Here is a 22,384-nt window from a genome sequence, read left to right as displayed (position 1 = left end):
TGAAAAAACAAAGATTACTGGCAATCCATGCAAGGCTCACCCGGCATCTGTACCGTTTGACAGGTAACAATGATAGTCGTGCAATTAGGCTGATTAGTGATCGGTCCTCTGTTCCCTCCGGCAATCAGGTTGCGTTCTGCATCGCTGAGTACGGCGACGGTAGCTTTGGTAAATGCCAGTTTTTTACTGATAGCAATTTTCTTTTTCATAGCCTTGTATTTTTATGCTGAAAAACGAGAGATTACATGCAACGAACACAGTTGTGCGCCGTATCGGGGATAGTAGGACAGGTTCTATCCTGCCCTGTAGTGCAACGGGGCAATTGGGTTACCGGTATCAAACCACCCGCTATCAGTTGCTGTTGATGCATGTTCAGGGCTGCGATAGTCTCCTTATTAAAAGAGAGCCTTTTGTTGATAGCAATATTTTTCTTTTTCATCAGTAATAGATTAGTCAGTGATAGGACATAAACCACAGGGACCGCCAGGCACCTGTTCCGTAGCGCAGGTAGGACCGATAAAAGTCGGGCAATCTCTGACGGTAGGGATTCCCTTGCCACCGATCATTTGCTGTTGTTCCATATTCAGCAGAGCGATGGTCTCCTTGGTAAAGGCGAGTTTCTTACCGATATTGACGGATTTCTTTTTCATAAAAAAAAATTCCTGGTGTTAAAAATCAGGGGCATGTATTGCAGTTCCCTGTATCCTGGTAGGTTACACAACTAAGGCCATTAGATGTGCAGGTAATGAGTTTGGTAACGGTGCGTGAGCCACCGGCCACCAGCTGCTGTTGTGCCATATTGAGGGAAGCAATCGTTTCCTTGTTGAAGGAAAGTTTCTTTCCGATGGCCGCACTTTTCTTTCTCATTGACAATCGATGTCTAACGTCAGCTCACACAATTGGCACGGACCAGTTGGCCTTATACGGGTCGCGCAGGTGAGTTGGCGGGATTGGCATACCACTGTAGCTGTTGCATTACCGCCAGCGATCAATTGTTGTTGATTTGCAGTCAGGGCAGCAACCGTAGACTTACCCAATGTCAGTTTTTTCTGGAGAGAGACTTGTTTCTTTTTCATATGATTACAGTTTTAAAAGATGACCATACTATTCGCAGATTTCGCAATAACCTGTTTTAACATGAACAGTAACACAGGTTTCTACAAATGATTCGCATTCGATGGGCCGGGTAATAAAGAATCCGCCTGCGATTTTAGCCTGCTGTGCGGCATTTAATGCAGCAATTGTTGCTTTGTTGAGTGACAGCTTACGTCCGATAGCTACTTTTTTCTTTTTCATGAAAATGGAATGAGAGGTGAATAAATTGCCTTAACAGTAAATACAGTTCATTTGTGTGTAAGGAATTGTTTCACAGGTTTGATCGCGGGTGTAACATTTCCGGTCGAGGGTAACCGGCGGCAGGCCACCAGCGAGTATTTCCTGTTGTGATGCAGAAAGTACCGCAATAGCTGATTTACCGAAATACAATTTCTTTTCGGCTTTCAAAATTTTCTTTTTCATTATCGTTTTGGATTTTGCAGGACAAAACAATCCTATCGGCCTGCGTTATAGCAGCCGGGATAATTTGGGTCCGGGGTTATAAAAAGACAGATCAATCCGGGCAGCGGACGCAGGTGCGCTGTGTGTACGGAATAGTTTCGCAGGTTTCCTGCCTTGTATGACAGTTCAGCTGCAGGGTAATAATGGCTACACCGCCGGCCACCAGCGATTGTTGCTGGTCATTCAGATGGGCGATGGTTGTCTTGTTAAAAGACATTTTTTTTCCAATGGCTACTTTTTTCTTCATAAGGAGGAGATTTACGGGTTTACTTAATTTTCGGGTTAAAAAGAATTAATCACGGCAGACAACACAATGGTCCTCTGTGAACGGTATTGTTTCACAGGTAATTTGCCTTGTTTGCGCATCGCAGGTTAGCTGTTTGGTAACAGGAGGCATACCACCGGCAATGAACAACTGTTGTTGTGCATTCAGATGAGCGATGGTTGTTTTGTTAAAAGACATTTTTTTCGGAATGGCTACTTTTTTTTTCATAAAAAAGAGATTTTTCGGTTGAAAAAAGAGAAGCAATAGAGGTCTGTGCCGGCATTGCTGCGGCCGTGACAGTTTAGTTCCGGATGTAAAAAAGTTAACAGCAGATTAGCAGAATACACAAGCCTCTTGTGTATACGGTATTGTCTGACAGGTTTCCTCCCGGGTAACCAGACATTCCGGACGGAAGGTAAAAGGTGGCATACCGCCGGCAATCAGCGACTGTTGCTGTGCATTCAGGTGGGCTACCGTGATTTTGTTAAAAGACATTTTTTTTCCGACAATTGTTTTTTTCTTCATAAGAAGGAGATTTACAGGTCAAATTTGGGTTGAAAAATGATATTATATGGAATGGGTTAAATTGGCATGAGTGATCGATTATTTTGAGCAGTCTGAAGATAATCAAAATAAGCAGGAAAAAAAATTTTTTGCAGTGCTTGAGAAGATGAGATCGAATAACGTATTCCGGAGAATAAATGATACCTTGGATCGCTTTTAAAAGTTCCCTATGAACCTTGAACCACACTTGCAAACGCTTCGTTTACCCGGTGATACTGCAGCCAAATTACAGGCGCTGGAAACTATCCGGGCAACGGGCAACTCATCGTCTATCCTTCATCTGTTACCCTGCCTTCAGTTATCCTTTAATGAAAGTGTCCGGGAGGTCATTTGTGATACCATCATTTATCTATACCCCAAACATCTGGTCTATAAAACCCTACACAAACGGCTGAAGCGATGTGACATTCAACCGGCAGATATCGATTTTTTCGAGGCATTCTTTTCTTCTGACAGGTTAGCTTATCTACTGATCATCTGTGCCTTAAATATCAATGGACATGTACGGGAGAAAGCGGTATCCAGACTGGCAGCGTGGCCTGATGCCGCCGCTGTACCGGTGCTGCTCCAACGTTTGGCCGATCCGTTAAAACCCGTTCGCCAGGCAGCGGAAATTACGCTACTAAAGTTTCTGCGGCAGGATATGGTAGATGCTTTTGTGATGAAGCTACCGCAGCTAAGTGGGCGACAGTGGCAGACAAGAAACAACCTGGGTATAATCAGGCAAACCATCTGCGATTTTCTGCAGCAACATCGCGCCCTGATAAAAGACCATTATCGCACTTATCCGGACACCCAACGGGCGATGGTAGCGCGTTTGTTGCTCAGTTACTACGCAGATGCAGAAGAACATTCTTTTTTTAAGTTTGATTACAGTCCGGAAGTACGGGAAGTGATGATAGATTTTAGGGAACACCTGCGATCAGGAGATTTCAGCGCATACATGACTGCCACCTCTCCCAGGGTCAGGTTAAAGGCATTACGTCTCGTGCAAGACAACCTTGTATCCAGCCTGCGTCCCTTTATCGCAGATCCGGAAGCTAATATCCGGGAACTTGTCCGCAACCGGCTGAAAGACCAGGGTTTTGACTTTACTGCCTATTATCTGGAGCGGTTAAAAAACCAACGGCAGTTACCCGGCGCATTGAGTGGGCTGGCGGAAACAAATGCCCGTCAGCATGCCCAGGTGGTGGAGAGCTTCCTGAATCATAGCAATCCTATCATTGTGAAGATAGCTTTCTTCACACTTCAAAAACTGGATGAAAACGCCACTTATCAGTTTTGCCTGGAGCACATGGACCATCCTGTTATGACGATCAGGCGTGCTATACTGGATTTCCTGGCACCCCGGGCCAACGATACGGTATTACGGATAGCCAGGGAATATTACCTGAATAGTCCGGTGGATGTAAAACGCGGTATCCTTCACTTCTATTCCTATGCGAGTGGCTGGGCCGTACTGGCGGATATCGTACTATGCACCATCGATGCAGATCCTGGTATCAGGTCATTCAGCCTTTCCGCGCTGCGAAGGTGGCAGGTACGGGTTCCCAACCAGGGTACTACACCGGATGCCGCAGATAAGGAAAGGGTGCTGGCGATGCTCCGTTTCGCCTCCACCATCCATGAACAGCAACGTTTTTACCCTACAAATCCATTACAGGGACTGGCTTCTTACTTTGACTGCTAGCAGCTGTTTTCCCGAAACGCTGTTCCTGCAACCGGTCGTATTCCTTTACATAATCCGGGTGTTCAGTACCCATCACGCGGTCCCATATACGAAAATACAGGCCGTAGTTACCTTTGAAACGGCTATGATGCAGGTTATGATGCACAGAGGTATTAAGCACCTCAAACAGCCAGCTACGGCGGAAGCCGCGGGGCATCAGTTCATATCCCAGATGACCGTATACGTTGATGATAAAGCCTGCAACGGTAAACGCCAGCACAGCCAGCGGATGCATAGGCATGATACAAACCACCAGCAACAATACTCCGCCTTCGCCGATGGCTTCCAGCAGGTGGAAACTATAGGATGTCCAGGGAGACGGGTTAGTGCTTTTATGATGTACCAGGTGGGTTAATTTAAACAGCCCGGGATGATGCAGCAGGCGATGCAACCAATAAAAATACGTGTCGTGTACCACAAGACTCAGCAGTACACTCACTCCTAAATACCACAGTGGAAAATCATGCAGTTGCGTATATACCTGTGTATACTGGCGCACCGGCGTAAAAAATATGATCACGGAGATTACACTGAATACCAGCGTACTTTGCATGGAATGCCAGATCTCACGAAAAAAATCCTTCCGGGAAGCGGCTTTCCGCTGAATTTTCAGCCGTTGTAACCGGGCAGGAAACAACCTATAAAACATAATAAAAGGGATACCTGCCAGCAGAAAATAGCGTACGGCGGAGGCACTGAAAATACGGGCCAGGGCTTCGGTCAAGAGTTGCATGTTCCGGTCGTTTTTGATGTTAAACAACCCAAAGTTAGCCCCCACAGGCACTTTCACCGATTAACAAAGGATAATAAATCACGTTAACAAAAGATAATTTCTGCTTATTTTCTACCGCGGCTATGAATTCTTTTACGGATCCGGCTGAGGGATACCGGCGTAACACCCAGCATGGATGCAATGTATTTATCCGGCACGCGGTTTACAATATCGGCACGGCTATCCAGTAGTTGCAGGTAACGTTCCTCCGGCGACAGCGTTACAAAAGCCTCTATCGTATCCAGCGCTTCCGCCAGCATTTTCTGCAGAAAGTAATTGCGTAGCGGTTCCATACGGGGATGTTCTTTCAACAGCTGGTCAAGCTGATCGTAGTTTATTTCCAGTAGCACCGTGTCTTCCAATGCCCGGTATATAAAGCGTGCCGGCTGCTGGCGGATGATGGCATCATGCGAAGCGATGAACTGACCTTCCCAGCGCAGAAACAACGTAGCTTCTTCCCCGTTATTACGAACAGCATATGCCCGGATAATGCCTTGTTCCAGATAGGCGAGTTTACGGGTGGTATCACCCTCACGGATATACGTTTCTCCTGCCTCCAGTTTCACATGCCGTGTAGCCGCAAACAAGGGCGCCATATCGGCCGGAGGTACGCCATTTAGCTGTTGTAACAAATGCTGTAAAACTTCTATAGAGATCCCCATGCTTCAGATTTCACGCCTCAATAATAGAAATTTTTTATGGGACATGGTGAACATTTTTGTTTCCCCGCTGTTTTACCAGCAACCAAAATAACCATTCCATGAAACAAACCCCATTATTCCTGTTGTTATCTCTATTGGCCGTACTGGCCTTTTCCCGATGTAATGACAATCATGAGATAGCGGACGTAATCCTCAAAGGGCATGTGCGGACAATGGAGCACGATGATGCCAATAAACTGGCGGAGTGCGTGGCTATCCGGAACGGCCGCATCATTTTCACCGGCAATTTTGAGGAAGCTAAAGTGAACCATTACAAGGAAGGCACTACCCAAATCGTGGAATACGGCGACTCCGCCCTGATTATGCCTGCTTTCGTGGATGCACATGCCCACGTAGGCTTAGCCGCTATGACACTGCCTATGGCAGACCTGGCCGCCCGTCCCTATGGGAATGTCAACGACTCCAATGCCCTGGTACAGGCGATGCAGGACTATCTGCGGAAAAACAATCTGCCTGACAGTGATACTACCACTGTCCTCATCGGTAACAACTATGATGATGCACAACTGGCCGGCAACCAGCAACCCACCCGGTTCACACTGGACCGCGTATCCACTACCCATCCCATTTATATCATGCATGTAAGCGGCCATATGGGTGTGGCCAATACCCGCTTCCTGAATATGATGGGCATCCATAACAACACGCCACCGGGTCTCTATGCCGGCGGCACGATTGTGAAAACACGCCCACAAAACAGTAAGGACAGTATTGTAACAGGGCTGCTGCTGGAAAACGCCAATGTGCACGCCATGGAAATAGCGATGGAAATATCGCAAAAGACCGCGGCCTCCTCTCCTGCCGCGAAACAGGCAGCCAAAGACAGCGCTGTTTCCCGGCTATTGCAGGCAGAATACGAGTGGTTCAAATATGGCGTCACCACCATCTGCGAAGGCAGAGCCGGTGCGGGTACCATTGAACTGATTGCAGGCGCCAACGACGCAGATATCCTGAAAGGCGATTTTATTGTATTGCCGGACTATGATCAGAACAGTAACCTGGGCGCGCTTAAAGACAAATTCTTCCCTGGTTATTATAAACATATGAAAGTCCCCGCCGTGAAATTTACCTTCGATGGCTCCCCTCAGGGCAGGGATGCTTATCTTTCCCAACCCTATTTACATCCCCCTATCGGGCAAAACAACAGCTACAAGGGAACGCCTATATACGCTTATGCGGATGCGCTGCGGAAAATAGACAGTGTGGCCACCTATCTCGACATGCCGGTACACGTTCATTGCAATGGGGATGCTGCCATCGATATGGTACTAAACATCTTCAACCATCTAAAAAAGCAAAAGAACGCTAAAACAGGGAAAAGCAAACTGGCACATAATATACCCAATGTGATCATTCATTGCCAGATCACCCGTCCGGAGCAACTGGATTCCATGAAAAAACTGGCAGCCCCCCTTGACGGAGGCACTATGCCGCTGGTGATGGAGAGCTTTTTTCCAACACACGTATACCTGTGGGGCGATTGGTATAAAAAAGAAGTACTGGGCACTCCACGTTGTAACCGTATTGCCCCGCTCGGGGAAGCTGCACGAAAAGGTTTACGCTACACCATTCACACCGATGCTCCTATTACCCCACCAGACCTGCTGACAGCCGTATACGCCGCGGTGAACCGTAAAACGCTGGACGGCGATACTACGCTCGGTCCTGATCAGCGTATACCCGTTTACGATGCCTTAAAAGCTATCACAACAGAAGCAGCCTATCAATGGGGCGAAGATACCTGCAAAGGGAAATTGGTAAAGGGTTACAAGGCAGATATTGTAGTACTGAGCCACGACCCGGTAAAGGTAAATCCCCAAATGATCAGAGATGCCGTGAAAATAATGTATACTTTCAAAGACGGCAAACAGGTGTATCCTGCGCTGAATAACAAACAAACCCTTACACAACGCAAATAACGGGAGTTCCCGTACACAACAAATCCCGCTTCGCCAGCAGGCAAAGCGGGATCCTTTTATACTGTGGATGATAGATACCTTAGCGGGTGGTGTAACCGCCATTGGCGAAAATCGTTTGTCCGGTGATCCACCAGCCGTCCGTTACCAGGAACTCTACCAACGGGGCAATGTCTTCGATTTTAGTCAGTCCGCCCAGCGCCGAAGCCGATTTGTGGTAAGCCACAGCATCGTCCGTTTCCTGTCCATAGAAAAATGGCGTATCCATAGGACCCGGCGCCACCGCCGTTACCGAGATACCACGACCGCCAAATTCCTTGGAAGCCGCCCTGGTATAATGTTCTACCGGCGCCTTACCGCCGGCATAAGTGGAATACAGACCGGTATAGGCTGCCAGCAACGAGGTCACAATCGTACAGATTTTACCGTCGTCATTTAGTTGTCTGCCGGCTTCCTGTATAAAGAAATAGGCTACCTTGGAGTTGATATCGAACATGCTGTCGTATTCTGCTTCAGTCGTGTCGAAGAAAGGTTTTTTCAGCACTTTCCCCACCGTATTGATGGCGATATCTATCCCACCCCACTGTTTACGGCCTTCGTTAAAGAGTTTCCGGATGTTCTCCACCTTGGTAAGGTCTGCCTGAAACAGCACGGCTTCGCCGCCGGCAGCCTGGATATCTTCCAGGGTTTTGACAGCATCCGCCTGTGTACTGTCGCTGTTGTAATGGAGGATAATTTTAGCCCCTTTGTTTGCCAGTTCCCTGCTCAACAGTCCGCCGAGGTTCTTGGCTCCGCCGGCGATAAGCACTACTTTTCCTTTTAAATCGTTTCTTCCCATGATTACATTTTTTAAGAATGTTTAACGATGGGATAAAGGTCTGACAAACCACCCCTTGGGGCATGGTGAACTTTCCGGAATTTTGACAAAAGGGCTGTTAGCGCTGCGCGGAGCGATATTGTCCGGGTGTTTCGCCGGTCATCTTTTTAAAAAACTTGGAAAAATTAGAGGGATCGTAGGTCAACACATGAGCGATTTCTGCAATAGGCTTATCCGTTTCCGCCAGCATTTTCCGGGCGGCGTCTACAATTTTCTGATCATAAAAATGACAGGGATGGTGCCCCATTGTTTGCTGGATAGTGGCCGTCAGATGAGCATGGGACACAAACAAGGCGCTGGCGATCTGGTTCAGCTCCATAAACGCCGGCGTATCCCCGCTGATCACATCAGCGATATGTTTATCTAAAAAAGCGAAATATGACTGTGTTATTTTCTCACTTTGTTTCATGTATGTGTTGAACTGCATGCTTGAACAATGGAGCTGCAAAGGTTAACATTTCACCGGCCGGCACAGTGAAGGTTGCAGCATGGACATCCGGCACATTTCAGTCCAAAACTAATTATTTCACTTCATTTTCCGCTTTTTGTTTCTGAACTGCTGAATTTCCTTCCAGGAACAGGTATTGAGGATGTTTTCCTTTCTGCACCAGCCTCTCCGGGCAATGGTAACGCCTATCTGCATAAAATCAAAATGCGCCAAAGCGTGGGCGTCCGTATCAATCACCAGTTGTACATCCTTTGACAAGGCCATTTTCACCAATTCATCGGGCAGGTCCATCCTATCCGGCTGCGCATTAATTTCCAGTGCCGTATTGGTAGCTGCCGCCTTTACCATCAGCTGTTCCCAGTTCACTGCATAACCTTCCCACGTACCCAGTAGCCGGCCTCCGGGATGCCCTATACAATTCACACAGGGATGTTCACAGGCTTTCAGCAACCTTGCGGTATTATCATGGGTAAACCCGCTGTGTACCGAAGCGACGACCCAGTCAAACTGTTGGAGCAAACGGTCCGGTAAATCCAGGCTGCCGTCCATTAGTATATCTACTTCTACGCCCTTTTTCACAAAGGCGGTTCCCAGTTTTTTGTTCAGTTTATCTATTGCTGCAAACTGCAATAAAAATGCTTCTTCCGTTAACCCATGCGCTACCCGTTCGCTGGGCGAATGGTCCGTCACTACCAGGTAAGCATAGTCAGGGAAATTTTTTTTCACATATTGCACGATGGTGTCAATATCTTCTTCCCCATCACTCCATTTGCTATGTAAATGCATATCTCCTTTTATCTGACCAGCTGTCAGCAATACCGGCAGCCGGTGTTTGGCAGCGATGTCTATTTCCCCTTTCTCTTCCCGTAATTCCGGCGGTATGTATTGTAACCCCAGATAGCGGTACATGTCTTCCTCCGTTTTTCCGGCGAGGTATTTTTCCGTATGAAGATCAAACAACCCATATTCATTCAGTTTCCAGCCCTTTTCCCGGGCAATGGTACGCAGGCGGATATTATGTTCTTTTGAACCCGTAAAATAAAGCAATGCAGCCCCCCAGGAATCAGGCGGCACAATCCGCACATCTACCTGGGCGTGGCTGGCAGCCAGCCTCACGCTAACCTTCGTTTCACCACCCGCCAATACGGCCGCCACCTGCGGCAACTTTGTTATTTTTTTGGCAAGACGCGCCTGATCTGCTACCGCCGCCATTATCACGATATCGATGTCGCCAATTGTTTCCTTCCCTCTACGTAAACTTCCTGCCAGTTCGGCTTTCATCACTTCGGGAAACAGTTGTATGGCCGCTAATATTTCGCTGCCGGCTTTTAGCGCATTCCACAGCAGCAACCTCGATTGCGCCTCACTATATAGCTGCAGCCCTTTTTTCATGTTATCAATCTTCTTGCTGCCGAAACCCCGGAGCCCTTCAAAACGACCGGTATTCAAGGCTTCCACCAGCTGATCCCGTGTCCGGATACCCAGTTTTTCGTACATCACCTTTACCAGGGCAGGTCCAAACCCTATAATATCCATCAGGTCCAGCAAACCTTCGGGGACTTTTTTCTTCAACTGCTCAAATTTGCCCACCTTACCGGTCTTCAGAAATTCAACGATCTTGTCCGCAATGCTGGACCCTATTCCGTTCAGTTCATCCAGCGCTTTTTTATCATCCTTATACACCGCTATATCACATTGAAGATTATTTACCGTTCTCGATGCCACGTCATAGGCAATAGCACGGAAGCGTTCCTTTGCGCCCAGGTATTTGTAACAGGCTGCCATATGGTGCAGTAGTCCTGCGACAACAGCATTTTGTGTTGTAGTATTTTCCATGGTATGAGCCATAACAAACTATTTTATATCTGTTCAACCATCATCAGGATTCCACCATTTCCAGGAAATCATGCTCAGTGAGCACCTTCACTGTTTTGTTTGCACGGCTTTGGGCCAGCTTATGCCCCGGGTGGCTGCCTGCCACCAGGTAATTCAGTCCGCGCGACACGCTGTTTAATACTTTTCCGCCATGCTCCTCCACCATTGCCGCCGCAACCTTACGTGTCATTCCCGATAAAGTACCGGTAAAAAGAAAAGTCTTGCCATCCAGCGTATGTTTTGCAGCAGGTCGTCTTTTCCCGGTCTGCATGTTAACGTTTAAATGCGCCAGTTTTTGCAGCATTTTCACGTTGGCTTTATTGTTAAAAAACTGGCAGATGCTTTCTGCCACGGTGGGCCCAATATCTTTCCAGGACATCAATACAGCAGCTTTGACGCCCACGAGGTCTGTAAGCCGGTTGATGTTGTCCACGAGTGTTTTAGCAGTGGCTATCCCTACGTAGTGGATACCCAGACCGTATATCAGCCGGTACAATGGTTGTCGCCGTGCCTTTTCCACCGCAGCCCGCAAATTACCGGCGGATCGTTTGCCCCACCGTTGCAACGATGCCAGCCTGTCATAATTTATATCAAACAAGGAGGGGATATCAGTGATTAACCCGTGATCAAAAAGTTCCCGCATATGCTGTTCCCCCAGACCGGTAATATCCATAGCATCCTTACCGGCAAAATGTACCATACGGGCGATCACCTGTGCCTGACAACCCATGTTGACACAATACCAAATACTCTCCCCAAATGGCCGTTGCAACGGATGACCGCAGACAGGGCAGTTTACCGGAAAGCGGATCTTTTTTTCGCGGCCGGTCCGCTCTTCCTTTACAGGTTTTACAATATAGGGAATCACATCCCCCGCCCGTTCCACTAAAACGGTATCGCCTATACGAATATCTTTAAACTGCACCTGTTTTTCATTAAAAAGCGATACAGAAGCCACCGTAACCCCGCCGATAGGTACCGGATCAATTTTGGCGACAGGAGTAACAGCTCCCATGCGGCCAACACTGAAAACTACTTCCCGTAGCTTACTGGTCGCCTGACGGGGTTTAAACTTATAAGCCAAAGCCCATCGGGGATGATGGCTGGTCATTCCCAGAGACCGCTGGTCCTGGCTGTTATTTACCTTAACGACAATGCCGTCTGTCTCATAGGGAAACGAATCCCGCTTTGCTTCAAAATCCCTGCAATAACGGATAACATCAGCAAATGAATGCGACACCAGTTTCTGCCGGGAAGGCGCAGGGAAACCAAGTGTGGTCAACAGATCAAGTATCTTTCCCTGCTCCAGCAACGATTCAGGTGGCACCACGCCCTTTTCCATAGCATAAAAACTCACCTGGTATAATACCGCTTCCAGCCGGTGTTGCTCCCAGGACTGCGGGTGCAACAACCGCAGCGTACCCGCTGCCGCATTACGCGGATTAGCCATCAGGGGCAGCCCTTTGCGCGCTCTTTCTTCGTTGTACGCCCGAAAACTTTTCTTACTCATTAGCACCTCTCCCCTAAGTTCAACAACGGCAATACCATACCGGCTCCACGGCGCCGTTTCCGGGATACCGGCCACCTGCCGGATAGCGGCAGTAATGTCTTCGCCGCTGGCGCCATCGCCACGGGTAGCGCCCCGCACCAGTCTGTCATGTTCATACAACAGGGAAATACCGGTCCCATCAAATTTCGGTTCCGCACAGTAAGCCCTTTTACCCGTTTTCTGCATCCATTCCTGTAATACCGCCGCATGATAGGTATTATCCAGGCTTAACATGGGTACCTTATGATGCACAACCGGAAATTGATTTTCCAGGTCCGGGGCTACGTGTTCCACAGGCGAACCGGGCCTGGCCATTTCCGGATGGGCTTTCTCCAGTTGCTTAAGCAAACTGTATAACTGGTCATACTCAAAGTCGGTGATAACCGGATTATTTTTTTTATAGTAGCACCAATCATGATACGGAATCACTTCATACAACGCGTGTAATGTATCACTCACATCCGCCAGGCGCACCGGTTTCACTGCTTTTAAAAGTTTCCCGGACAACGTCAGCAATTCCGCCGCTTTTTTGTTACTATACGTTTCCATCCTGCTTATTTAATAATATCAAATTACAACAAACAGGTAGTTCCAGACAATGACAGATATCAAAAACACACATGATCCGCATCATACCGGCACACTGGCCGTCTTACTACATTTGTGCAGAGGTTAGTCATTTCATTATCCACAAAAATTCTGTCTCATGTTATCAAATGAATTATCTGCCATGCAGGCACAAGCCACCGCACCCGCTATTTCCCTGATAGTACCGCTCGACGACGCTTCCGGCCGCTCCAGGCAAACGGCTTCATCACAGGTAAAAAAAGCGATAAAAAAAGTGGCGAAAACACTTGAAGATATTTATCCGGAACAGTCTGTACAGCTGCTACCGTTGTTGGAAGAACAGCTATTGCAATTTGACAAACATTATCATCCGGGAGCCCAGGGAGCCGGTATATATGTGTCATCCGACTATTATCACCAGTGCCTGTTTCCTTTTCCGGTAGAAGAAAAAGCACATATCGCCGGAGCTTTCTCCATCCGGGAACTGCTATACCTGGAACATTATGCTACCGGGTATCTGTTATTGCATATCAATGAGCAAACGGTACAATGTTATAACGGGAAACTGAATGAACTGGAAGAGATTACTAACCAGCATTTCCCCCTGCATTTCCGGGATGACTACGAATATTCCAAACCCGCTCAACTCACTTCCCACGGAGGATATGAAGGCACCAAAAGTTTCGAAAAAGATAAGTCAACACTGAAAGCAATCCGCACCCGCAATTTCTACCGGGAAGCTGATCACAAATTGAATGCTGTATTAAACGGGCAATCCATCATCATTGCCGGTCCGGAAAAAGACATTGCGCTGTTCCGGGAAGTAACCGGTCATACGCAACGCATTATCGGAGAAATACCCGGTAACTATTCGCATTTGCCATTAAAAAAACTGGAAGAAAAATGTTGGGATACCATCCGGGCATGGACAGATAAACAAGAGGCTACTTCCCTCTCCCAATTACTCGGAAAAACGTGGCCTGAAAATATTATTGAAGGAACTAAAAAAGTGTGGCAGGCAGTGCAGGCCGGACGAGGGTTGAAACTCCTGGTAGAAAAAGATTATGCCTGCCCCGGATTTATTGGCGACAAAGCAGGAAAATTCTATATAAGGGCGCCTAAAACAGGTCACCGCACCATTGCAGATGCGGTGGATGATATTATACAGGCAGTACTGCGCAAAAAAGGAGAAGTTATTTTTGCTAATAACGGCGCGCTCAGTGAGCATCAGCATATAGCGCTCATTACCCGCTATTAAATTCAGGGCTGCAGTGCCATCAATGGAACCGGGCAATGCATCGTCAGATTCCGCGTGTGGCTTTTATGCGTTAACCGATGCAGCAGATCATGATGTTTGGGTAATACCACCAGCAGGTCCAGTTGCAGCAGTTCCGCGTCCTCCATGAGGCTTTCGTTGGCATCGGCGTGCACGCTATAGTGATAATGAGGTGCCATAGGCGCCAGCATTTCGTGCAGGCGGTCAGATTCATGCACCATAGCAGGTGTTGCATCTCTTTTTGCTTCTACGTTCAATATATGCAGTTCAGCATGAAAATCGTCCGCAAATTGTTGCAACAGTTTTACCGGAACCGTTTCACTGACATGGCTAAAATCGCAGGCCAGTCCTATCTTTTTAATGCCGGTAAATGTTCGTTCAGGCGGTACCGTAATCAACGGCCATTCCAGGTGGCGCATCACAAATACCGTATGCCCGCCTAACAGCAGTCTCTCTGCTGCGGTAGTACCCTGGCTTCCCAGGATAACAACGTAGGGCCGCAACCGTTCACACAACACTTCCAGTTCAGTGTAAAAATTACCCATTTTCACGACTACTTCGATTGTTACCTTTCCGGCCGTTCTTTCAGTCAACTGCTGTTTCAGCTTACTCATCTCCTCCTGGATATCCTGTAACATCTGATCGGGATTAAAAGCGATCGGCATTTCACCATATGATACCGGTAACGTATATACGTGCAGCAATACCACCTGCGTGCCGATAGCCTTTGCCATATCTGCGGCATAGCAGGCAGCATTCCAGGCCGCCGGGGAAAAATCAGTTGCAACGATGATTGTTTTCATATATCTCATTTTTTGTGGTGAAAAGGTAGAGAGAAACCATCTGCCGGATACTGACTATTGTCAACTATTAATTTGATTGTGATCATTGGGGGTTGCCGGGCAACCCGATAACTTTGCAGTAAATTGTGTATGTATGCCATCCACCCCACACAAGTACACATTTTACAATAGGTTACGTACCAGTTTTTTAGCTGATATATATAACGTATGCCGGTTTATCCTCCGTTTTTTTGCCGAGGTATTCCGTCCGCCATACGAGTTCAGAGAGACGGTCAAACAATGTTACAATGTTGGTTATAAATCATTTGCGCTGGTATCGCTTACCGGCTTTATCACAGGCATGGTATTTACCAACCAATCGCGGCCGTCATTGGCAGAGTTTGGCGCCACCTCCTGGCTGCCGGGGCTTATTTCCATCGCCATTGTACGGGCATTGGCGCCCTTGATTACCTCCCTGATCGTAGCCGGCAAGGTGGGTTCCAATATTGGTGCGGAGTTAGGTTCCATGAAAGTAACGGAACAAATTGAAGCCATGGAAGTATCAGCCACCAACCCGTTCAAATTCCTGGTAGTCAGCAGAGTGGTAGCCACCACGCTGATGAACCCGCTACTGGTATGCTATATGGGCTTCATAGGACTATTGGGCGCCTACGTCAATGTACATCAGCACGAAAACACCAGCTTCGCCGCTTTCTTCCAGCATGGCTTCTCCAGTATATCCTTCCTCGACATTTTTGCGTCTATTATCAAAGCATTGATATATGGCTTTACCATCAGCATCACCGGTTGTTACCAGGGATATAACGCTATTAAAGGTACCCAGGGTGTAGGCAAGGCTGCCAACGTGGCCGTCGTTGTTTCCATGTTTCTCATATTTATAGAGGAGATGATCATTGTACAGGTGGTGAATCAATTCCGGTAGATGGATGATTTCGCTGATTAGCGAAGATAAATGAGGAGATGATGATGAACAAAAGAGGGTTATTGAAAATCAGACAATGCAAATATTATGAGAAAATCACCGGTTGATATCGATAAACAAAATGCCGTCGTCCGCATCCGTGGATTATATAAATCATTCGATACATTAGACGTGCTGATGGGCATGGACCTGGACTTATACAAAGGCGAGAACATAGTCGTGTTGGGCCGCTCCGGCAGCGGTAAATCGGTGTTAATCAAACTTATTGCAGGATTATTAAAACCTGACAAAGGCACTATCCGTGTGGCGGGCGAAGAAGTAGACCGGCTGTCGCCCAAAGAGCTACAGGAACTACGACTGAAAATAGGTTTCCTTTACCAGGGCAGCGCCCTGTACGATAGCATGACAGTACGCGAAAACCTGGAGTTTCCACTGGTAAGAAACAGCCCCCCGCTCACCCGAAAAGAGAGGGATGCCGCCGTTTATGAGGTGCTGGAAAACGTAGGACTGGCGCAGTCGATAGACAAAATGCCGGCGGAGTTATCCGGCGGACAGAAAAAAAGAGTGGGTATTGCGCGTACACTGATCCTGCATCCTGACATCATGTTGTATGATGAGCCTACCGCCGGACTGGACCCCATCACTTCCAGCGATATTATCACGCTGATCAATGAAGTTCAGCAGAAATACCAAACCAGCTCCGTAATTATTACACATGATCTCACCTGTGCCAAAGCCACAGGCGACCGGCTGGCGCTGATCACCGATGGGAAATTCAGTCGGGAGGGTTCCTTCGAAGAGGTATTCCGGACCGGCGATACAGAAGCAAAAAAGTTCTACGATTACAACTTTATCATAGACCCATGAAAACAGGTAAAAACAGGCATTTGATTGTCGTCATCCTATTCTCTATACTCGCCCTCGCCATACTGGCTGCCGCCATATGGACTTTAGGCGGGCAACATAAATCATTTGAGCATAAGTTCCCGGTAAAAACGGTCATCGCCGATGTGAACGGACTGAAAGTAGGCGACAATGTATGGTTTGCCGGGGTAAAAATCGGTATTATCAAAAGTATCGACCTCACCGATGATGGTCAGGTACTGGTGACCATGAGCATTGAAACCAAAGCCCGTAAACATATCCATATCGATTCCCGCACCAAACTTGGCACCGACGGGCTAATCGGCAACAAGATCATCATGATCTCCGCAGGTACCACTACCGCGCCCCTGATTGCCAACAACGGCTACCTGTATACCGACAAAGGCGGATCAGGAGATATGATGACCCTATTGGACGCCGCCAGCAAAAACCTGGTACAGATCACTACCAATCTTAAGGAAATCAGTCAACGGGTATTATCAGGCAAAGGTACCCTCACCACCCTACTGAATGATTCCATCATGGCCTCCAACCTGAAATACACCCTGGCAGACTCAAGAAACACCATGTCCCGCCTGAATAATGGCAGCGGTAAGGTAATGGACAACCTCTCTTCCTTCTCCACCCGGCTCAACCGCTCCGGCACACTCATCAACAATCTGCTGACCGACACCACCAGCTATGACAACCTTACAGAAAGTATTACCCGGCTGAAGGCAACGATGGATACCCTCGCCTTGTTTTCAGAGAACCTGAAACAGGCCAGCGAAGCCTTAAACAGCAGTCAGCATGTTACAGGAATATTATTGCATGATGAAGCGGCTGCCGGGCAATTACGCAGCATGCTTCGCAATCTGGACTCCTCCAGTAGCAAATTAAAAGAAGACCTGGAAGCCGTGCGTCACAATTTCCTCTTCCGGGGTTATTTTAAAAAGAAAAGGAACTGATGCGAGAACGCACCAGTTCCTTATAGCTGATCACTGATTGAGTAAATTTGATACCCCGGATTAGTCAGGCACTACCACTCCTACATTACGGTGCAGCGCCTGCTGATAATAATGCCCACCTACGGCAATATCATAGATAGCCATGCCCATCGGATTGAACATCACCACCCCTTCTTTCTGTCCTTTTAAAGCGTCATTACACACCACATCAGCAATAGAAAGGGTATCTGTTTTTTCCAGTCCCATCACTTTATGCATGTTTTCGATATCGGTATTCTGGCGGCAAACTTCTTCCCAGTCATCCACCACTACCACATCCATGTGGCGTACCATCTCCACTTTATAGTCGCGCAGCGATACATTGAGCTGCAGGGACGATTTTACCGGAGGCAGGTCCACATAAGGTGCTGCAGACACAGTACAGGTAATAAAGATGTCTGCCGTCGAATAACATTCCTGCCAGGAATTGGCCACTGCTACTTTATCTTTCACCGCAGGGTCCACGGTGGTCAGGTCTACTCCGTTGATATCATACAATAGCACCCTGTCGATACGATCCCCCAGTATAGCAGTGACCATGCTGAGATGCATTCTCCCAATGGGCCCAAAGCCGATAATGCCCACGGTAAACTGCTGGTCATCTTTCCTGTTGGCAAGGTACTTTTTGAGTATCACGCCAGAAACGGCAGCCGTACGGATGCCACTGATAGTTGCGGTATTGATCACGCACAATGGTATCCCTGAATCGTGTTCGTTGAGGATAGTCACCGAATGCGCTCTTAATTTATTCTGATAGATATTACCCGGAAAACTGGCAATCCATTTAATGCCTGCCAGTGGCGACTGTCCGCCTACATAAGCCGGCATAGCAATGATACGGTTTTTCGGGTCCCCATAACGCAGGTACGGTTTAATCGGCTGTGCATAATCTTCCTGGTGTAATGCTGTGGTGGCATTGCTGATAACATCGGTCAGCTCCTCCCAGTGAATCCCAATTTCACGGATATGATCCGCATTCAGATAAAGCATATATAGTTGTTTTAAGCGATGGTAGCAGATTCCAGTTTAAGTGCCAGTTGGTCCGCCCATTCCTTGTTGTAAATGGTATCCAGGTAAGAGTGGCCTTTATCCGGGAAAACGAGCAGGGAATTGGGGGTTTTATCGTAAGATATCTGACGGAAATAATTCTTCGCCGCGAGGTATACTGCGCCGGAAGATGCACCTGCGAATATCACCTGTTCGTTGAGCAGTTCCAGGCAACCTTTGATAATATCCGTCTGGGAAAGGATCACTACATCATCGATCAGGGCGCTCTTAATAATAGGCGGCACCTGGCTGGCGCCGATGCCGGAGATATATCTTTTCACCGGTGGCGCGTTGAAGATCACAGAGCCTTCCACATCCACTCCCACCACTTTAATATCGGGCCGGTGTTCTTTGATACTGCTGGAAATGCCGGTGATAGCGCCGCTGGAGCTAACCGCCACAAACACGTAATCGATCGGCTCGGGGCAGGCGAGGATTTCCTGTGTCAGTCCGTAGTATCCTTTGAAGTTATTAGGATCGCCATATTGATCGGCGATAAAAGAGTTTTCAATAGTCTTATGTAAATTATTGACCGTGTCTATACGGGTTAGCAGGTAGCCTCCGGTATGATCTCTTTCCGTGATCTTCACCACCTTGTAGGATAACAGGTTCAGCAGCGATTCATAGGCGCTGTTGATGTTAGGGTCGATCACCGGAATAAATTTCAGGTCCAGCATTTTACAGATAGAAGCCACGGCGATGGCCAGGTTTCCGGAGCTGGAAGCGATGATAGTAGTATGTTTGTTGATCAGTCCTGCTTTAATGCCGTTGTAGATAATGCTGTAACCGGCGCGGTCTTTGGAGCTGCCGGAGAAGTTGTTGTATTCCAGTTTAGCCCACAACGGGGTATCTGTATTCCGGAGGGAAATGAGGGGAGTATTGCCTATAAAAGCAGACAATTTTTCAAGCTGTTGTAGCATGTTAAAATTTTTTTGGTAAAAAACCGGGGGGATACCTGCATCCGGAGATGGATGCAGGTAACAGGAAGTTGGCGGTGTAATGGGTATTTTCAGGAAAGAAAAAGGAGCATAATAAACAAACAACAGAAAGGGCCGGCGTTATTGTACTTCCGCCACCAATGCTTCTTTTCTGTTATACAGGAGCTCCTTCTCTCCATAAAGCCGTTCCGCTATAATGCCCTTGGCCTCACACTCTTTCACCAGTTTATTGGATTGTATAATCGGATTGGATTCGTCGGTGTACACGATGCTGCTGATAAACTCCAGCCAGGGTTCCATGCCCATGGCGTAAACATAGGCTTCTTTCGGTTTGAAGATGTTGACCAGCGCCATGCCTTTCGGGCAATCGGAACCGGCCAGCCGGCGGCTGCTATCCTGGTCACGGGTGATCTTCTTCGTCAGCAGCGGGCCATAGAGCCAGGTAAGTGGTGCGCCGTCGCATTCCATACCGAGGAACAGCACATCTACATCCCCGATTTGTTTGTGTACATGTTTGTAGAGGGCGGATTCCACGATCCTGGAATCGGCCAGGAACAAGAGTTTGAAACCACTGATCTGTACCAGGAAACAGGCTTTGGTCAGGATATTCAGATCGCAGTGTTCGCCGGTGAAAGGCAGGCCGGTAATAGTCGTATCCACAAATTCGATGGTTTCCATCGGATCTACAGCCACCACGTTATCGAAACCGATGTTGTTGAACATCAATTTCAGGTCCGGATCTTCCAGTTTACCGCTGTTGGTACGCGGTACAATCAGGTTCCTGATTTTATGGCGAAGCGGCAGCAATGTTTCAAACAGGATGTGGTCCTGGTGATTGTGTGTAATGAGTACGTAATCGATAACATCCGGCAGATCGGCATCGGAGAAGTGATCGATGCTGCTTTCATAGCCATAGTAGCTGATCAGCGGGTCTACCAGGATGCTCACGTCTTTTGTTTCCACGAGGATGCAGGCGTGACCGAAATAACGCATCCGTATTTTATCGCCTGTGTAACGTTTATACACCGGCGGTGGTGTTTCCGTAAAGAAGGTATCGAACAGGGCTTCCTGTTCCGGTTTAATATCGAAGATGGCTTTGATTTCAGACAGCGGGCGGGCTGTTCTTTTCATCTGGCTGATAGCATCGATACCCGGGTGATCGAAGGGGATATTGAGGTGCAGTACATCCGGTTCATCGAGGCGGGGGGTACTGAGACAGAAAGGGCGATGGTCGTTATTGGTGATCCACAGCGCGATGCTCTGCGCCGCTTTATTATAGAATTCGCTTTTATACAGGAGTGATTCAAAGAAGCGGTAATCCGCGTTGCTGTTACGGTCGTAACATAGTTCCACATATCCTTTCAGGATATCCGGTACTTTTTCGTACAGGGGTTCCAGTCCGAATCCTTTGCCTTCCGCTGCCAGCAGTTTATCCAGCTCCTTGCATGCTTTCGCAAATTCGAGGGTACGTTCCTGGCGTTTGAGGATATCTTCTTTCAGGGCTTTCACTTCCGCTACCCTTCCGCCGTTGAAATCCATAAAGGGACCGCCTTTCATTTTGGGGTTCAGTACTGCCTCTGCGTGAATGGTGGGATCGTCGAGGTAGGAATCCATGATAGTCAGGTGGCGCGCAATGGTGTTCATGGCTGCCGTAGCCGGCGATACGAGGTGACTCCAGGCATACCAGCGGTCATACAATGGTTCCAGTACTACGTTTGGCTTGAGGTATACTTTTTTTTCGCTCATAACTGATATGATTTGTGATGTACAAGTAATTTTTTTGCGATGATGCCAACGATTTCGTAGGGATACTTGAAGATAAAAAAGTGATGGCCGGGCATTCGTCTGAAGTCCACCGGTCTGTTTGTCTCCCGTTGCCATAGCCGGATATCTTCGGGTTTGATATCTTCTTTGGTTCCGGTAATAACGGTGACGGGTATATCCAGTGGTTCCTGGTTAATATGCGCGTAATTTTCGGACACTTTAAAATCGGCCCTTAAAATGGGTTCAATAAAATCCAGTAGTTCATCGTTTTGCAATATTTCGTCTGGGCTACCGTTTAGGTTACGCACTTCTTCGATGAAGGATTTTTTATCGAGCAGGTGTCTTTTCCGCTCCACTCTGGACAGTGCGGAGGGTCCTGAAGTACCGGTGATAAAAAGATGCAGTGGCGGCATACGTCCTTCCTCGCTTATTTTGCGGGCCAGCAGGTAACAAAGCAATCCGCCCATACTGTGCCCGTAAATGGCGTAAGGAGCGGCGTCCAGCTTAGGCGCTACCTGCAGGTAAAGGTCATTTACCAGCTGCTTTATATCTTCCTTAAGGGTTTCATTCATCCGCGTACCTCTGCCGGGGTACTCCAGCGGGATGATGTTCAGGAAAGATGGCAGGTGCTCTTCATACAACCGGTAGGAGTATTTACTACCTCCGGCAAAAGGCAGACAGAAAAGATTAATTTTCTCCATGTGTATCAAAGTTTCCACGTTCTCAAAAAATATGGACATAGTGTTCCCTGTCCGACACCAGGGAGTCCGGTACCAGATGCTGCAAAAGAATGACGACAGCCCGCATCTGAAAGGCACAGATGCTGTTTGTCTGTTCATACTTCATACCAGGGAAATTACAGGCTGACGAAGCCTTGTAGCAGAGGGGAGCCGTTCTGCTGAAAATAACACCAGTCAAGGTT

27 protein-coding genes are annotated in these 22,384 nt (G+C 47.8%); 6 read left to right on the top strand and 21 right to left on the bottom strand.

Translation table 11 applies throughout. The features are described from left to right. Window positions 1-14 precede the first annotated feature (14 nt). The 10 genes from ICL07_RS20910 to ICL07_RS20865 form a co-directional block, all read right to left on the bottom strand. Window positions 15-209: a class I lanthipeptide gene (locus tag ICL07_RS20910; RefSeq protein ID WP_188089991.1), complete on the bottom strand. Its 195-nt coding sequence runs from the start codon at window positions 207-209 to the stop codon at window positions 15-17. A 32-nt stretch (window positions 210-241) separates the two neighbouring features. Further along, window positions 242-439: a class I lanthipeptide gene (locus tag ICL07_RS20905; RefSeq protein WP_188089990.1), complete on the bottom strand. Its 198-nt coding sequence runs from the start codon at window positions 437-439 to the stop codon at window positions 242-244. Window positions 440-449: 10 nt separating this feature from the next. Beyond that, complete coding sequence (locus tag ICL07_RS20900) at window positions 450-650, bottom strand: class I lanthipeptide (RefSeq protein ID WP_188089989.1); 201 nt, start codon at window positions 648-650, stop codon at window positions 450-452. A gap of 25 nt (window positions 651-675) precedes the next feature. After that, window positions 676-867 carry a class I lanthipeptide gene (locus ICL07_RS20895; RefSeq protein ID WP_188089988.1) on the bottom strand — a complete coding sequence of 64 codons (192 nt, stop codon included), beginning with the start codon at window positions 865-867 and terminating at the stop codon, window positions 676-678. After that, complete coding sequence (locus tag ICL07_RS32825; RefSeq protein WP_188089987.1) at window positions 864-1,076, bottom strand: class I lanthipeptide; 213 nt, start codon at window positions 1,074-1,076, stop codon at window positions 864-866. The genes ICL07_RS20895 and ICL07_RS32825 overlap by 4 nt, the downstream gene beginning before the upstream one ends. A gap of 28 nt (window positions 1,077-1,104) precedes the next feature. Beyond that, window positions 1,105-1,296 carry a class I lanthipeptide gene (locus ICL07_RS20885; protein WP_188089986.1) on the bottom strand — a complete coding sequence of 64 codons (192 nt, stop codon included), beginning with the start codon at window positions 1,294-1,296 and terminating at the stop codon, window positions 1,105-1,107. A 30-nt stretch (window positions 1,297-1,326) separates the two neighbouring features. Then, entirely contained in the window at window positions 1,327-1,518 is a 192-nt protein-coding gene (locus ICL07_RS20880) for a class I lanthipeptide (protein ID WP_188089985.1), read from the bottom strand. Window positions 1,519-1,609: 91 nt separating this feature from the next. Beyond that, window positions 1,610-1,804 (bottom strand): class I lanthipeptide, encoded by a 195-nt coding sequence (locus tag ICL07_RS20875; RefSeq protein ID WP_188089984.1) that lies wholly within the window; start codon window positions 1,802-1,804, stop codon window positions 1,610-1,612. A gap of 45 nt (window positions 1,805-1,849) precedes the next feature. After that, window positions 1,850-2,050 carry a class I lanthipeptide gene (locus ICL07_RS20870; RefSeq protein ID WP_188089983.1) on the bottom strand — a complete coding sequence of 67 codons (201 nt, stop codon included), beginning with the start codon at window positions 2,048-2,050 and terminating at the stop codon, window positions 1,850-1,852. 105 nt (window positions 2,051-2,155) lie between these two features. Beyond that, a complete protein-coding gene (locus tag ICL07_RS20865; RefSeq protein ID WP_188089982.1) occupies window positions 2,156-2,347 on the bottom strand; it encodes a class I lanthipeptide in 192 nt (63 codons plus the stop codon). A gap of 208 nt (window positions 2,348-2,555) precedes the next feature. On the opposite strand from ICL07_RS20865, the gene ICL07_RS20860 reads away from it, so the two are divergent. Then, on the top strand, window positions 2,556-4,076 hold the full coding sequence (locus ICL07_RS20860) for a hypothetical protein (RefSeq protein ID WP_188089981.1): 1,521 nt from the start codon (window positions 2,556-2,558) through the stop codon (window positions 4,074-4,076). Here the strand turns inward: ICL07_RS20860 and ICL07_RS20855 are convergent. Then, complete coding sequence (locus ICL07_RS20855) at window positions 4,033-4,848, bottom strand: sterol desaturase family protein (protein WP_188089980.1); 816 nt, start codon at window positions 4,846-4,848, stop codon at window positions 4,033-4,035. The genes ICL07_RS20860 and ICL07_RS20855 overlap by 44 nt on opposite strands. A 104-nt stretch (window positions 4,849-4,952) precedes the next feature. Continuing rightward, the gene (locus ICL07_RS20850; RefSeq protein ID WP_188089979.1) at window positions 4,953-5,549 is read right to left on the bottom strand and encodes a Crp/Fnr family transcriptional regulator; all 597 of its coding nucleotides are present in this window, start codon (window positions 5,547-5,549) and stop codon (window positions 4,953-4,955) included. A gap of 98 nt (window positions 5,550-5,647) precedes the next feature. Between ICL07_RS20850 and ICL07_RS20845 the strand changes: the two genes are divergently transcribed. Next, a complete protein-coding gene (locus ICL07_RS20845) occupies window positions 5,648-7,528 on the top strand; it encodes an amidohydrolase (RefSeq protein ID WP_188089978.1) in 1,881 nt (626 codons plus the stop codon). Window positions 7,529-7,607: 79 nt separating this feature from the next. On the opposite strand, the gene ICL07_RS20840 is transcribed toward ICL07_RS20845, so the two are convergent. The 4 genes from ICL07_RS20840 to ligA form a co-directional block, all read right to left on the bottom strand. Further along, a complete protein-coding gene (locus ICL07_RS20840) occupies window positions 7,608-8,363 on the bottom strand; it encodes an SDR family oxidoreductase (protein WP_188089977.1) in 756 nt (251 codons plus the stop codon). A gap of 97 nt (window positions 8,364-8,460) precedes the next feature. Beyond that, a complete protein-coding gene (locus tag ICL07_RS20835) occupies window positions 8,461-8,829 on the bottom strand; it encodes a helix-turn-helix domain-containing protein (protein WP_188089976.1) in 369 nt (122 codons plus the stop codon). Window positions 8,830-8,928: 99 nt separating this feature from the next. Then, a complete protein-coding gene (polX, locus tag ICL07_RS20830; protein ID WP_246485127.1) occupies window positions 8,929-10,698 on the bottom strand; it encodes a DNA polymerase/3'-5' exonuclease PolX in 1,770 nt (589 codons plus the stop codon). 31 nt (window positions 10,699-10,729) lie between these two features. Then, window positions 10,730-12,823: an NAD-dependent DNA ligase LigA gene (gene ligA, locus ICL07_RS20825; protein WP_188089975.1), complete on the bottom strand. Its 2,094-nt coding sequence runs from the start codon at window positions 12,821-12,823 to the stop codon at window positions 10,730-10,732. Window positions 12,824-12,980: 157 nt separating this feature from the next. Here ligA and ICL07_RS20820 point away from each other — a divergent pair, with 157 nt between their 5' ends. Then, window positions 12,981-14,099 (top strand): baeRF3 domain-containing protein, encoded by a 1,119-nt coding sequence (locus tag ICL07_RS20820; protein WP_188089974.1) that lies wholly within the window; start codon window positions 12,981-12,983, stop codon window positions 14,097-14,099. A 2-nt stretch (window positions 14,100-14,101) separates the two neighbouring features. Here the strand turns inward: ICL07_RS20820 and ICL07_RS20815 are convergent, their stop codons facing one another. Continuing rightward, window positions 14,102-14,920, bottom strand: coding sequence for a universal stress protein (locus ICL07_RS20815; RefSeq protein ID WP_188089973.1), 819 nt, complete (start codon window positions 14,918-14,920; stop codon window positions 14,102-14,104). Window positions 14,921-15,053: 133 nt separating this feature from the next. On the opposite strand from ICL07_RS20815, the gene ICL07_RS20810 reads away from it, so the two are divergent. The 3 genes from ICL07_RS20810 to ICL07_RS20800 all read left to right on the top strand — a co-directional run bounded on the left by ICL07_RS20810 (window position 15,054) and on the right by ICL07_RS20800 (window position 17,674). After that, on the top strand, window positions 15,054-15,842 hold the full coding sequence (locus ICL07_RS20810) for an MlaE family ABC transporter permease (protein ID WP_188089972.1): 789 nt from the start codon (window positions 15,054-15,056) through the stop codon (window positions 15,840-15,842). An 87-nt stretch (window positions 15,843-15,929) separates the two neighbouring features. After that, window positions 15,930-16,709 carry an ABC transporter ATP-binding protein gene (locus ICL07_RS20805; protein WP_188089971.1) on the top strand — a complete coding sequence of 260 codons (780 nt, stop codon included), beginning with the start codon at window positions 15,930-15,932 and terminating at the stop codon, window positions 16,707-16,709. Then, window positions 16,706-17,674 carry an MlaD family protein gene (locus ICL07_RS20800; RefSeq protein WP_188089970.1) on the top strand — a complete coding sequence of 323 codons (969 nt, stop codon included), beginning with the start codon at window positions 16,706-16,708 and terminating at the stop codon, window positions 17,672-17,674. Before ICL07_RS20805 ends, ICL07_RS20800 begins: the two co-directional genes overlap by 4 nt. 60 nt (window positions 17,675-17,734) lie before the next feature. On the opposite strand, the gene ICL07_RS20795 is transcribed toward ICL07_RS20800, so the two are convergent. The 4 genes from ICL07_RS20795 to ICL07_RS20780 form a co-directional block, all read right to left on the bottom strand. Further along, a complete protein-coding gene (locus tag ICL07_RS20795) occupies window positions 17,735-18,703 on the bottom strand; it encodes a 2,3-diaminopropionate biosynthesis protein SbnB (RefSeq protein WP_188089969.1) in 969 nt (322 codons plus the stop codon). Window positions 18,704-18,714: 11 nt separating this feature from the next. Next, a complete protein-coding gene (locus ICL07_RS20790) occupies window positions 18,715-19,680 on the bottom strand; it encodes a pyridoxal-phosphate dependent enzyme (protein WP_188089968.1) in 966 nt (321 codons plus the stop codon). 138 nt (window positions 19,681-19,818) lie between these two features. Continuing rightward, a complete protein-coding gene (locus ICL07_RS20785; RefSeq protein WP_188089967.1) occupies window positions 19,819-21,444 on the bottom strand; it encodes an MBL fold metallo-hydrolase in 1,626 nt (541 codons plus the stop codon). Further along, window positions 21,441-22,163, bottom strand: coding sequence for a thioesterase II family protein (locus ICL07_RS20780; protein ID WP_188089966.1), 723 nt, complete (start codon window positions 22,161-22,163; stop codon window positions 21,441-21,443). The genes ICL07_RS20785 and ICL07_RS20780 overlap by 4 nt, the downstream gene beginning before the upstream one ends. Between the last annotated feature and the right edge of the window lie 221 nt (window positions 22,164-22,384).

This window comes from Chitinophaga qingshengii (assembly GCF_014529935.1).
Lineage (GTDB): Bacteria > Bacteroidota > Bacteroidia > Chitinophagales > Chitinophagaceae > Chitinophaga > Chitinophaga qingshengii.
Note: the sequence above shows the minus strand (reverse complement) of the source record. Positions and strands in the feature narration are given on the sequence as shown.